Source organism: Streptomyces halobius, from assembly GCF_023277745.1.
Lineage (GTDB): Bacteria > Actinomycetota > Actinomycetes > Streptomycetales > Streptomycetaceae > Streptomyces > Streptomyces halobius.
On the sequence record NZ_CP086322.1, the window covers coordinates 2,966,034 to 2,979,766 of the forward strand.

General features: G+C 66.1%; 4 protein-coding genes, 1 tRNA gene and 2 rRNA genes. 2 read left to right on the plus strand and 5 right to left on the minus strand.

Annotated elements, in window-relative coordinates:
* Positions 1 to 205 precede the first annotated feature (205 nt).
* A complete protein-coding gene (locus tag K9S39_RS13590; RefSeq protein WP_248863601.1) occupies positions 206 to 5,731 on the minus strand; it encodes a HAMP domain-containing protein in 5,526 nt (1,841 codons plus the stop codon).
* Between the two features lie 422 nt (positions 5,732 to 6,153).
* Between K9S39_RS13590 and K9S39_RS13595 the strand changes: the two genes are divergently transcribed.
* Together K9S39_RS13595 and K9S39_RS13600 are read left to right on the plus strand one after the other, a co-directional pair.
* Positions 6,154 to 8,784 (plus strand): SpoIIE family protein phosphatase, encoded by a 2,631-nt coding sequence (locus tag K9S39_RS13595; RefSeq protein ID WP_248868733.1) that lies wholly within the window; start codon positions 6,154 to 6,156, stop codon positions 8,782 to 8,784.
* 143 nt (positions 8,785 to 8,927) lie between these two features.
* Positions 8,928 to 9,182, plus strand: a complete 255-nt coding sequence (locus K9S39_RS13600) for a hypothetical protein (protein WP_248863602.1) — start codon at positions 8,928 to 8,930, stop codon at positions 9,180 to 9,182.
* 64 nt (positions 9,183 to 9,246) lie between these two features.
* Here K9S39_RS13600 and K9S39_RS13605 read toward each other — a convergent pair.
* From K9S39_RS13605 to K9S39_RS13620, 4 genes are all read right to left on the minus strand, one after another.
* A tRNA-Thr gene (locus K9S39_RS13605) sits at positions 9,247 to 9,319 on the minus strand.
* 57 nt (positions 9,320 to 9,376) lie between these two features.
* A complete protein-coding gene (locus K9S39_RS13610; protein ID WP_248863603.1) occupies positions 9,377 to 10,054 on the minus strand; it encodes a DegT/DnrJ/EryC1/StrS family aminotransferase in 678 nt (225 codons plus the stop codon).
* Between the two features lie 117 nt (positions 10,055 to 10,171).
* Positions 10,172 to 10,288, minus strand: a 5S ribosomal RNA gene (rrf, locus tag K9S39_RS13615).
* 77 nt (positions 10,289 to 10,365) lie between these two features.
* Positions 10,366 to 13,486 (minus strand): 23S ribosomal RNA (locus tag K9S39_RS13620).
* Positions 13,487 to 13,733: the final 247 nt, after the last annotated feature.

Here is a 13,733-nt window from a genome sequence, read left to right on the forward strand (position 1 = left end):
ACTCCGTTACGCCGCCCGTCCTTGTGCCGGTCATGGTAGCTGCACCCCGCCTGTCGCCACACCCTGTCACCGCGATGTCACTGTGCACGTACCGGAAACGCAGCGCGAGACGAGAAGGTTCCCCGAAACCCACGCTTCCACACGTCCACGGCAACACTGAGTCAGCACGCGGTGATCGCTTTTCGGCCCCATACTGAACGCCCCGTCACCGTGTACGCATCCAATGCTCCATGACCGACAGCAGATGATCGGTATCCACCGGCTTGGTCACATAGTCGGAGGCCCCGGAATCGATGCTCTTCTCCCGGTCGCCCTTCATCGCCTTCGCGGTCAGCGCGATGATCGGCAGCCCGGCGAACTGCGGCATCCGGCGGATCGCGGCCGTGGTCGCGTACCCGTCCATCTCCGGCATCATGATGTCCATCAGGACCAGGACGATATCGTCGTGCTGCTCCAGCACCTCGATGCCCTCCCGGCCGTTCTCCGCATACAGCACCGACAGCCCGTGCTGCTCCAGGACGCTGGTGAGCGCGAAGACATTGCGGATGTCGTCGTCGACGATCAGCACCTTCTCACCGTGGAAGCCGCCCTCGAAGGCCGGGTCCACCAGGTCCTGGCCGTTGCCGAGCCAGGGCTCCTCGGCGGGCTGCCGGTCGGCCGGCTGCGACGGGGCGGCCGACGGCTGGAGGGCCTGCCGCGGCGGAGCGGGCAGCGACTGGCCGCCGGGCAGCGCGAAGCGGCGTCCGGCGCCCGAAGACCCGCGGCGGCGGGGCCGGTTGAGGCTCCCGGACGCTCCCTGCTCCGCGCCCTGCGCCTCCTCGGTCCCGTCCTGCCGCCCGACCTCGATCTCGCGGGCCTCCGCGTCCATCGCCAGACCGCCCGCCACCAGCTGCGGGTAGCCCTGCGGCGGCAGCCCGCCCGGGTTGTGCGGCAGATACAGCGTGAACGTCGAGCCGCGGCTGGGCTCACTGGCGGCGTGGATCTCCCCGCCGAGCAGCCGGGCGATCTCCCGGCTGATGGACAGGCCCAGACCGGTACCGCCGTACTTGCGGCTGGTCGTGCCGTCCGCCTGCTTGAACGCCTCGAAGATCACCCGCATCTTGCTGGACGCGATGCCGATACCGGTGTCGGTCACCGAGAAGGCGATCATGTCGGCATCCGGGTCACGCAGCGAACCGTGCTCCAGCAGCTGCTCCCGGATCGCCGGCGGCACATCCGCGCCGGCCGGCCGGATGACCAGCTCGACGGCGCCGCTGTCGGTGAACTTCACCGCGTTGGACAGCAGATTGCGCAGCACCTGCAGCAGCCGCTGCTCGTCGGTGTGCAGCGTCGCGGGCAGCTCCGGCGAGACCCGTACGGAGAAGTCCAGGCCCTTCTCCGCGGTCAGCGGCCGGAACGTCGCCTCGACATAGTCGACGAGCTGTACCAGCGCGATCCGGGTCGGGCTGACGTCCATCTTGCCGGCCTCGACCTTCGACAGGTCCAGGATGTCGTTGATCAGCTGGAGCAGGTCGGAACCCGCGCCATGGATCGTCTCGGCGAACTCGACCTGCTTCGGGGAGAGATTCCCCTCGGCGTTGTCGGCCAGCAACTTGGCCAGAATCAGCAGCGAGTTCAGCGGTGTGCGCAGCTCGTGCGACATGTTCGCCAGGAACTCCGACTTGTAGCGCATGGAGACCGCGAGCTGCTCGGCGCGCTCCTCCAGGACCTGCCGCGCCTCTTCGATCTCGGTGTTCTTGACCTCGATGTCGCGGTTCTGGGCGCGCAGTTGCTCGGCCTTCTCCTCCAGCTCGGAGTTGGACAGCTCCAGCGCCCGCTGCCGGCTCTCCAGCTCGGCCGACCGCTCCTTGAGCTGCTCGGTCAGCTCCTGCGACTGCTTGAGCAGCACCTCGGTCTTGGTGTTGACGGAGATGGTGTTGACGCTGGTCGCGATCATCTCGGCGATCTGGCTGAGGAAGTCCTTCTGGATCTGGGTGAACGGCTGGAACGAGGCCAGCTCGATCACGCCGAGCACCTTGTCCTCGAAGAGCAGCGGCAGCACGATCACGTTCGCCGGCGGCGCCTCACCGAGCCCCGAGGCGATCTTGAGATAGCCGGACGGCACGTTCTCCACCAGGATCGTGCGGCCCTCCTCCGCGGCCGTGCCGATCAGCGTCTCGCCCGGCTTGAAGGTCGTCGGCATCCCGCCCATGGAGTAGCCGTACGAGCCCGTCAGCCGCAGCTCGTACGCACCGGCCTCGGCGCCGTCCGCGCCGATCTCCCGGGCTTCGGGCTGGGCCGCGAGGAAGAACGCGCCGTGCTGCGCGGAGACCGCCGGGGACAGCTCGCTCATGATGAGCGTGGCGACGTCCTTGAGGTCGCGGCGGCCCTGCATCAGACCGGAGATCCGGGCCAGATTGCCCTTGAGCCAGTCCTGTTCCTCGTTGGCGAGGGTGGTCTCACGGAGCGTGGAGATCATGGTGTTGACGTTGTCCTGGAGCTCCAGGATCTCGCCGGCCGCGTCCACGTCGATCCGGACGTTGTGGTCGCCGAGGGTGACCGCGGCGGCGACCGCGGCGATGGCGCGCACCTGACGGGTCAGGTTGCCCGCCATCTCGTTCACCGATTCGGTCAGGTCCTTCCAGGTGCCGGCCACGCCCCGCACCTGCGCCTGACCGCCCAGCTGGCCCTCCGTACCGACCTCGCGGGCCACCCTGGTGACCTGCTCGGCGAAGGACGACAGCTGGTCGACCATGGTGTTGATGGTGGTCTTCAGCGCGAGGATCTCGCCCCGCGCGTCGATGTCGATCTTCTTGGTCAGATCGCCCTTGGCGATGGCGGTGGTGACCATGGCGATATTGCGGACCTGGCCGGTGAGGTTGTTGGCCATCGAGTTCACGGACTCGGTGAGGTCCTTCCACGTGCCGGCGACGCCGGGGACGCGGGCCTGGCCGCCCAGGATGCCGTCGGTGCCCACCTCACGGGCCACCCGGGTGACCTCGTCGGCGAACGACGACAGCGTGGTGACCATCGTGTTGACCGTGTCGGCGAGCTGCGCGACCTCGCCGCGCGCCTCGACCGTGACCTTCTTCGTCAGATCGCCGTTGGCCACCGCGGCCGAGACCTGGGAGATGTTGCGCACCTGGATGGTCAGGTTGTTGGCCATCAGGTTGACGTTGTCGCTGAGGTCCTTCCAGATGCCGGTGACGCCCGGAACCCGTGCCTGGCCGCCCAGTTGGCCTTCGGTGCCGACCTCACGGGCGACCCGCGTCACCTGCTCCGCGAACAGCGAGAGCTGGTCGACCATGGTGTTCACGGTCGTGACGAGTTCGAGGATCTCGCCCTTCGCGTCGACGGTGATCTTCTTGGACAGATCACCGCGGGCGACCGCCGTCGTCACCTCGCCGATGTTGCGCACCTGCGACGTCAGGTTGTTCGCCATGAAGTTGACGGACTGGGTGAGGTCCTTCCAGGTACCGCTGACGCCCTGCACCTCGGCCTGGCCGCCCAGGATGCCCTCGGTGCCCACCTCGCGGGCGACCCGGGTGACCTGCTCCGCGAACGAGGAGAGCTGGTCGACCATCGTGTTCAGGGTGTTCTTCAGCTCCAGGATCTCGCCCCGGGCGTCCACATCGATCTTCTGGGACAGATCGCCGCGCGCCACCGCCGTGGCGACCTGCGCGATGTTACGGACCTGAGCCGTCAGGTTGCCGGCCATGCCGTTCACCGAGTCGGTCAGATCGCGCCACACGCCCGCGACGCCCGGCACCTGCGCCTGGCCGCCCAGCCGCCCGTCCGTACCGACCTCCCGGGCGACCCGGGTGACCTGCTCGGCGAAGGCGGAGAGCTGGTCGACCATCGTGTTGATGGTGTTCTTCAGCTCCAGGATCTCGCCGCGCGCGTCCACGTCGATCTTCTGGGACAGATCACCGCGCGCGACCGCCGTCGTCACCTGCGCGATCTGCCGCACCTGCGACGTCAGGTTCCCCGCCATGAAGTTGACGGAGTCGGTCAGTTCCTTCCAGGTGCCGCTGACGCCGTCCACCCGGGCCTGCCCGCCCAGCCGGCCTTCCGTGCCCACGTCCCTGGCCATACGGGTGACCTGGTCCGCGAACGACGACAGCTGATCCACCATGGTGTTCACGGTGTTCTTCAGCTGGAGCATCTCACCGGAGACGTCGACGGTGACCTTCTGCGACAGATCACCGTTGGCGACCGCCGTCGTCACCTGCGCGATATTGCGGACCTGCCCGGTCAGGTTGCGGAACGCGGTGTTCACGGAGTCCGTGAGGTCCTTCCACGTCCCCGCCGCGCCCGGCACCGCCGCCTGGCCGCCCAGTTCACCCTCGACGCCGATCTCCCGCGCCACACGCGTCACTTCGGCACCGAACGACGACAGCTGATCCACCATCGTGTTGACGGTGTTCTTCAACTCCAGCATCTCACCGGCCACATCGACGGTGACCTTCTGCGACAGATCACCGTTGGCAACCGCCGTCGTCACCTGCGCGATGTCCCGCACCTGCCCGGTCAGGTTCCGGAAGGCGTTGTTCACCGAGTCGGTGAGGTCCTTCCACGTCCCGGCCGCGCCCGGCACCTGCGCCTGCCCGCCGAGCTGTCCCTCGGCGCCGACCTCGTTCGCCACCCGTGTCACTTCGTCCGCGAAGGTGCGCAGCGTCTCGGTCATGGTGTTGATCGTGTCGGCGAGCTGCGCGACCTCGCCGCGCGCGCTGACCGTGACCTTCTGCGACAGATCGCCGTTCGCGACGGCGGTCGTGACCTGGGCGATCCCGCGCACCTGCGCGGTGAGGTTGCCGGCCATGAGATTGACCGAATCCGTCAGGTCCTTCCAGACGCCCGCGACGCCGGGGACCTGTGCCTGCCCGCCGAGCTCGCCCTCCGTACCGACCTCACGGGCGACCCGGGTCACCTCGGACGCGAACGAGGAGAGCTGGTCCACCATCGTGTTGACGGTGTTCTTCAGCTCCAGCATCTCGCCCGCGACATGAACCGTCACCTTCCGTGACAGATCACCCTTCGCGACCGCGGTGGTGACGAGAGCGATGTCACGGACCTGCGCGGTGAGCCGGGAGGCCATGGTGTTGACGGATTCCGTGAGGTCCTTCCAGGACCCGGACATCCCGCGCACCCGCGCCTGCCCGCCGAGCTTGCCCTCCGTACCGACCTCACTGGCCACTCTCGTGACCTCGTCGGTGAACGCGGACAGCTGGTCGACCAGGCCGTTGACCGTACGGCCGACCTTCAGGAACTCGCCCCGCAGCGGATGCTCCGACGAGCTGTCCGAACTGCGCGACCGCAGATCCATCCGCTGTTCCAGGTCACCCTCGGACACCGCCGAGAGCACCCGTCCGACCTCGGAGACCGGCCGTACGAGGTCGTCCACCAGGGCGTTCGAGGCGTCGATGGCCGCGGCCCAGGAGCCCTCGGCGGCACCGACCTCCAGCCGCTCCGTGAGCTTTCCCTCACGTCCGACGACCCGGCGCACCCGGGCCAGCTCGCCCGTGAGATGCAGATTACGGTCCGCGACCTCGTTGAAGACCGCGGCGATCTCCGACATGACGCCGTCGCCGGACACCGTCAGCCGTTTGCGGAAGTTCCCGTCCCGCATGGCGACCAGAGCTACCAACAGCCGATTCAGCGCAGCCGTATCCACCTCGGTCGTCCCATTGCTCCGGGATCGTCCGCCTTTCGCGCGCGTACTTGCGCCCCGCGCCGCTGCGCCAGACTCCACCGTGTCCCTCCCGCAGGGTCGACCGTTCTACCCGGGCTTTCTCTTGGTACCTGCCCAGTGTTTCACCCCGCCCCACTGACGCGGCAAGGAGTCGGAACCGTAACCACACCGTCGGCGATCCGTTGACGCGACGGGCCGGGGCCGCCGTCCGCCGCCCTTGCGGCGCGGCGGGAACCCCGACAGGGGGAGCGGTCGGCACGCCTCGGCGGCATCCGCAGCCGGGTGTGGCGTCGGCCACAGTTCCCGGCGGCCGGGCACGTTCCGCACAAGGGACGAGATGGCCGCCGGAAGTACCTCTGGTCCCGGAAAGCACGCCTTCGTTCCCGCAGCTCGGGCCGACCGTCTAGCCTGGCATGCGCATCGATGCCTTGAGAAACGGGCACAGGACCCTGGGGAGCGACGAAAAACCAATGGGGAGTGCTGTGATCACCGCGCGGGCCGCCGCAACATTCGAGCCGGTCGGGCGCTCGGTCGCCACTGCCCGCGCATTCGTCAGGGACACTCTTCAGGGCTGGGGCCACGGTGACATCGTCGACGACGCCGTCGTCCTGACCAGCGAACTGGTCACCAATGCCGTGGTGCACGCGGGCACCGCCGCCGACGTGCTGTGTCTGCGCACGGACAGCGGAGTACGGATCTCGGTCGCCGACCGCTACCCCGAACGTGAGATTCCACTCCAGAATTCCGGCCAGATCTTCGCCCACCCCGACCGCGAGGGCGGCCGCGGCCTCCTCCTGTGCGGTGCCCTGGCCTCCCGATGGGGCGTCGAGTACACGGCCGCCCAAAAACACGTCTGGTTCCAGCTGGACCTCCCCGAGCGCCCGGCCGGCACCCGCGCCGCCGGTCCCGCGCTCCCGGTGGACGCCCTGCCGGTCGCCGACACCCGGGTACGCGTCGCCGTCATCCAGATCGACCGCGGCGGCTGTGTCAGCTTCTGGAACGACGACGCCCGCGACCTCTTCGCCTACGACGCCGAGCAGGTCATCGGCAAACCGCTCACCGACTTCGCCGCCTGGCCGCACACCCCCGGCACCGGCACCGGCATCGCCGAGGCCCTCCAGCTCTCCCGCTGGGAGGGCTCCTACGGGATAAGGGACGCCGACGGCCGGGTCGTCCCCGTCTACGCCTCCCACCTGCGCGTCCGCGACGCCGACGGCGAGGCGTCCACCGTCTGCCTCCTCGTCCGCGACCACGAACGTGCGATCCTGCAGAGCCCGCAGCGTGCCCCCGCCCAGGACACCCTCACGCAGGCCGCACAGCCGGAGGGCCGCCCCGCCGACCCGTTCGAGGTCTTCATCGGCTCGCCGGCCCCCGACGACCTGGACGGCCTGCTCCAGCGCACCGTCGAGCGGGCCCGCGACATGCTCGACGGCGACGCCGCCTACCTCCTGCTCGCCACCGACGACGAGACCGAGCTGGAGGTGCGCGCCTCGACCGGCCTGCCCTCCGCCCGCCAGCGCTTCGCCCGGGTCCCCGTCGAAGCCGGCACCGGCCGCTTCGGCTCCGCCCGGATGCCCGCCGTCCACGAGGACCTCACCGCCGTCCCCGGCGCCGTCCCACTGCTCAGCGGCACCGGCATGCGCGCGGTCGTCACCGTCCCCCTCAAGGTCGAGGGCCGACTGACCGGCTCGCTCGGCGTCGCCGCGGAGAGCCCCGGCCGCTACACCAACGAAGAGGCGCTGCGCCTCCAGTTCGCCGCCGACCGCATCGCGCTCGCCGTCGAACGCGCCCGCCTCACCGAACTCGAAAAGCTGCGCCGCGGCTCCCTCTCCTTCCTCGTCGAGGCGTCCGACCTGCTGGCCGGCACCCTCGACCGGGACCAGACCCTCGCCCTGATGGCGCAGATGACGGTTCCCACCCTCGCCACCTGGTGCGCCGTCTACACCGTCGCCGACCAGGCATCGGAACCGGAGCTCTCCTACGTCCTGCACGAGGACGAGGACCGCATCGACGGCCTCAAGTCCCTCCTGATGAAGGTCGATCCGCCCGAGCCGGTGACCACCCCCGGCGCCCGCGTCTGGACCGCCCCCGCCGACGCCGCCCACGACGCCGCCCTGCGTACCTCACTGCGCAGCCTGGGGCTGGGCCACTCCGCCCGCCCTTCCACGGGCCCCGGCGCCACGCTCGCCACCGCCTCCGCCGTCGGCGGCGAAACCGTCGTCCTGCCCCTCGTCGCGCGCAATCGCGTCATCGGCATGCTCACCCTCGGCAAGCCCGCCGAGGAACACTTCCGCCAGGAGATCCTGGAACTGGCCGAGGACCTCTCCCGCCGGGCCGCCCTCGCCCTGGACAACGCCCGCCTCTATGCCGAGCGCACAGCCATCAGCCAGTCCCTCCAGCGCAGCCTGCTGCCCCCGGAGCGACCCGAGATCCCGGGCGTCGAGGTCGAGGTCATCTACCGCGCGGCCGGCGAGGGCAACGAGGTCGGCGGCGACTTCTACGACCTCTTCCCGATCCGCGACGGCGCGTACGGCTTCGCCATCGGCGATGTCTGCGGTACGGGCCCGGAGGCGGCCGCCGTCACCGGCCTGGCCCGGCACGCCCTGCGCCTGCTCGCCCGTGAGGGCTTCGGCGGCGCCGCCGTCCTGGAGCGCCTCAACGCCGCCATCCTCGACGAAGGCGCCCGCAGCCGCTTCCTGACGCTCCTTTACGGCGAGCTGTGGCCGCAGCGCGACGGCAGCGCCGTCCTCAAGGTCGTCTGCGCCGGCCACCCGCTGCCGCTCCGCCTGCGCCAGGACGGCACGGTCGAGCCGGCCGCCGAACCCCAGCCCCTCCTCGGCGTCATGGACGACCTGGAGCTCTACGAACAGACCGTCACCCTCGCCCCCGGCGACGTCCTGCTCTGTGTCACCGACGGCGTCACGGAACGCCGCGAGGGCACCCGCATGCTCGGCGACGACGGTCTCACCGACGTCCTCACCACGTGCACCGGTCTGACCGCCGGCGCCGTCGCCGCCCGCGTCCTGCGCGCCGTGGAACGCTTCGCCGCCGAACCGGCCTCCGACGACATGGCCATCCTCGCCATGCGCGTCCCCGAGATCCATCCTGGCTGACCCCCTGGAGGGCCCGTTCCGTGGACCGGATCACAGCAGTCCGGACCCGCCCCCGCCCCCATCAGTAACCTTGCACACGGCGCACACCACTCCCGCCGAACATGCACTGGAGTCACCGCCAACGGCCGCCCACGATACGAGCCATGACTCCCACCCACGCCGGCTCGCCCGGTGCCCTGCTGGCCCTCGTCAGCCAAACCGGGCCGGCCGTCACCTTCCTCGACGCCGCCACCCACAAGCGCCTCATCGTCCTGCGACTCCCCCGCAGCCCCATGAACAGCCCGGCACACCGGTCATCGACGCCGCCACCCCTCCGGCCCATCGCCACACTCGACATCGACCGCACCGATATCTCCGGCGCCCACGGCCTCGCCCGTATCCAAGCCGCCGACGCCTGAATTCCCGTCACATCCCCATAACAACAAAGGCCCCCGCCAGATGGCGGGGGCCTTTACTTACCAGAGCCCCAATACGGAATCGAACCGTAGACCTTCTCCTTACCATGGAGACGCTCTGCCGACTGAGCTATTGGGGCGCAGCAACGGAATAGATCCTACCTGAACTTCGCGGCATCTTCGAACCGCCTACCGTCTTAAAAGGCCGGCTGCAGCAATCCCCCCAGCGCATTGCACGCACTCACCATCTTGTGCAGCTGCCGCCGCGACGCTCCCACGTCCAGGGGCAGCGCCAATGTCTCGTCAACGGCCCGTTCCGTCTCCGGCAGAAACACATCCCGCCGCAACTCCGGCATCCGGTACACCGGCGCCTGAACAGGCACCTTGCACGCAACCCCCTTGGCCCGCAAAGCCCGTGCGAACGCGTCCCGGTCCGGCCGCCCGTTCCCCGGCACCCGCACCACGTACTGCTCATACGTGTGCCCCGCCGCCGGCTCCGGAGTACGGACCCCGCGGAGCTTGCCATCGAGGTATGTCGCCACCTCCCGGCGCCGCTCCGCCCCCTCCGGCTCCGCCCCGGGCTCCGGCTGGACCATGACCAACAGCCCGTGCCGCTTGCCGACTTCACGGATCCACCCCGCGTCCGCCCGCCGCCCGAAACGGTGTATCGCGACGACGGCGGCGGTCCTGCTGTTCACGACGTCCGACACGGCGGCCGGGTCGAGGCAGTAACTGTCCGCGTCCACATCGGCGAACACCGGTATGGCGCCCAGCCCCACCACCGCCTCTGTAACCTCCGCGTTGCCGTACGCCGGCACGACAACCTCTTCACCAGCACGCACACCAGCCGACTTGAGCGCTCCCAGAGTCCCCATGACGCGGATCCTGACCACGTGAGGTGAACGTCAAGTTACGCCAGCCACCCGTAAATCAGAACAAAAAAGCTCCGGTTCCTGAACCACAAAGGATTCAGGAACCGGAGCCCAAAAATAGTTCGGCGGCGTCCTACTCTCCCACAGGGTCCCCCCTGCAGTACCATCGGCGCTGAAAGGCTTAGCTTCCGGGTTCGAAATGTAACCGGGCGTTTCCCTAACGCAATAACCACCGAAACACTATGAAAATAACAACTCCAGCCGGCAACGGCGAGTTCATTACTTCAGAACCAACACAGTGGACGCGAGCAACTGAGGACAAGCCCTCGGCCTATTAGTACCAGTCAACTCCACACCTTACGATGCTTCCATATCTGGCCTATCAACCCAGTCATCTACTGGGAGCCTTAACCCATCAAGTGGGTGGGAGCCCTCATCTCGAAGCAGGCTTCCCGCTTAGATGCTTTCAGCGGTTATCCCTCCCGAACGTAGCCAACCAGCCATGCCCTTGGCAGAACAACTGGCACACCAGAGGTTCGTCCGTCCCGGTCCTCTCGTACTAGGGACAGCCCTTCTCAAGACTCCTACGCGCACAGCGGATAGGGACCGAACTGTCTCACGACGTTCTAAACCCAGCTCGCGTACCGCTTTAATGGGCGAACAGCCCAACCCTTGGGACCGACTCCAGCCCCAGGATGCGACGAGCCGACATCGAGGTGCCAAACCATCCCGTCGATATGGACTCTTGGGGAAGATCAGCCTGTTATCCCCGGGGTACCTTTTATCCGTTGAGCGACGGCGCTTCCACAAGCCACCGCCGGATCACTAGTCCCTACTTTCGTACCTGCTCGACCCGTCAGTCTCACAGTCAAGCTCCCTTGTGCACTTACACTCAACACCTGATTACCAACCAGGCTGAGGGAACCTTTGGGCGCCTCCGTTACCCTTTAGGAGGCAACCGCCCCAGTTAAACTACCCACCAGACACTGTCCCTGATCCGGATCACGGACCCAGGTTAGACATCCAGCACGACCAGAGTGGTATTTCAACAATGACTCCCCCTGAACTGGCGTCCAGAGATCACAGTCTCCCACCTATCCTACACAAGCCGAACCGAACACCAATATCAAGCTATAGTAAAGGTCCCGGGGTCTTTCCGTCCTGCTGCGCGAAACGAGCATCTTTACTCGTAATGCAATTTCACCGGGCCTATGGTTGAGACAGTCGAGAAGTCGTTACGCCATTCGTGCAGGTCGGAACTTACCCGACAAGGAATTTCGCTACCTTAGGATGGTTATAGTTACCACCGCCGTTTACTGGCGCTTAAGTTCTCAGCTTCGCCAACCCGAAGATTGACTAACCGGTCCCCTTAACGTTCCAGCACCGGGCAGGCGTCAGTCCGTATACATCGCCTTACGGCTTCGCACGGACCTGTGTTTTTAGTAAACAGTCGCTTCTCGCTGGTCTCTGCGGCCACCCCCAGCTCAGAGCGCAAAACTCATCACCAGAAATGGCCCCCCTTCTCCCGAAGTTACGGGGGCATTTTGCCGAGTTCCTTAACCATAGTTCACCCGAACGCCTCGGTATTCTCTACCTGACCACCTGAGTCGGTTTAGGGTACGGGCCGCCACAAAACTCGCTAGAGGCTTTTCTCGACAGCATAGGATCATCCACTTCACCACAATCGGCTCGGCATCAGGTCTCAGCCATAAATGTGCAGCGGATTTACCTACCACACGACCTACACCCTTACCCCGGGACAACCACCGCCCGGGATGGACTACCTTCCTGCGTCACCCCATCACTCACCTACTACTGGCTCGGTTCACCGGCTCCACCACTCCGCTTCACCCGAAGGATCCACGGCGGCTTCACGGGCTTAGCATCACCAGCCTCAGCGCTGACGCTTCATAGCGGGTACCGGAATATCAACCGGTTATCCATCGACTACGCCTGTCGGCCTCGCCTTAGGTCCCGACTTACCCTGGGCAGATCAGCTTGACCCAGGAACCCTTAGTCAATCGGCGCAAGAGTTTCCCACTCTTGTATCGCTACTCATGCCTGCATTCTCACTCGCGAACCGTCCACAACTCGCTTCCACGGCTGCTTCACCCGGCACACGACGCTCCCCTACCCATCCACACACCCGTTAGGGCTCCTGTATGAATGACACGACTTCGGCGGTGTACTTGAGCCCCGCTACATTGTCGGCGCGGAATCACTTGACCAGTGAGCTATTACGCACTCTTTCAAGGATGGCTGCTTCTAAGCCAACCTCCTGGTTGTCTCTGCGACTCCACATCCTTTCCCACTTAGCACACGCTTAGGGGCCTTAGTCGATGCTCTGGGCTGTTTCCCTCTCGACCATGGAGCTTATCCCCCACAGTCTCACTGCCGCGCTCTCACTTACCGGCATTCGGAGTTTGGCTAAGGTCAGTAACCCGGTAGGGCCCATCGCCTATCCAGTGCTCTACCTCCGGCAAGAAACACACGACGCTGCACCTAAATGCATTTCGGGGAGAACCAGCTATCACGGAGTTTGATTGGCCTTTCACCCCTAACCACAGGTCATCCCCCAGGTTTTCAACCCTGGTGGGTTCGGCCCTCCACACGGTCTTACCCGCGCTTCAGCCTGCCCATGGCTAGATCACTCCGCTTCGGGTCTTGGGCACGCTACTCAACGCCCTCTTAGGACTCGCTTTCGCTACGGCTCCCCCACACGGGTTAACCTCGCAACATACCGCAAACTCGCAGGCTCATTCTTCAAAAGGCACGCAGTCACGACACAAGGAACAAGTCCCTGTGCGACGCTCCCACGGCTTGTAGGCACACGGTTTCAGGTACTATTTCACTCCGCTCCCGCGGTACTTTTCACCATTCCCTCACGGTACTATCCGCTATCGGTCACCAGGGAATATTTAGGCTTAACGGGTGGTCCCGCCAGATTCACACGGGATTTCACGGGCCCCGTGCTACTTGGGTGATTCTCAAACGAGCCGTACAGATTTCAGCTACGGGGGTCTTACCCTCTACGCCGGACCTTTCGCATGTCCTTCGCCTACCCATACGGTTTCTGACTCGCCGACCGGCCGGCAGACCGATCAAGAAAACTCCCACAACCCCACATGCGCAACCCCTGCCGGGTATCACACGCACATGGTTTGGCCTCATCCGGTTTCGCTCGCCACTACTCCCGGAATCACAATTGTTTTCTCTTCCTGCGGGTACTGAGATGTTTCACTTCCCCGCGTTCCCTCCACACTGCCTATGTGTTCAGCAGCGGGTGACAGCCCATGACGACTGCCGGGTTTCCCCATTCGGACACCCCCGGATCACAGCTCGGTTGACAGCTCCCCGGGGCCTATCGCGGCCTCCCACGTCCTTCATCGGTTCCTGGTACCAAGGCATCCACCGTGCGCCCTTAAAAACTTGGCCACAGATGCTCGCGTCCACTGTGCAGTTCTCAAGCAACGACCAGCCACCCACCACCCCGCCACACAAGACGAGTTCACTGAGGCCGGCATCCCGAAGGCCAGACATCAAGTCCGCACCCTCAGACACCCAACAGCGTGCCCGACCCACCTCATCAATCCCCACGTTCCACGCCGAAGCAGTACTAGTGACAACCAACCAAGTGCGCCGAATAGTCAACGTTCCACCCATGAGCAACCACCGCAGAACA

What these genes read in the sequence shown, in the direction of transcription:
- K9S39_RS13600 (WP_248863602.1), top strand. Translation starts at nt 8,928, where the DNA reads ATGACTCCCACCCACGCCGGCTCGCCCGGTGCCCTGCTGGCCCTCGTC.
- K9S39_RS13610 (WP_248863603.1), bottom strand. Translation starts at nt 10,054, where the DNA reads ATGGGGACTCTGGGAGCGCTCAAGTCGGCTGGTGTGCGTGCTGGTGAA.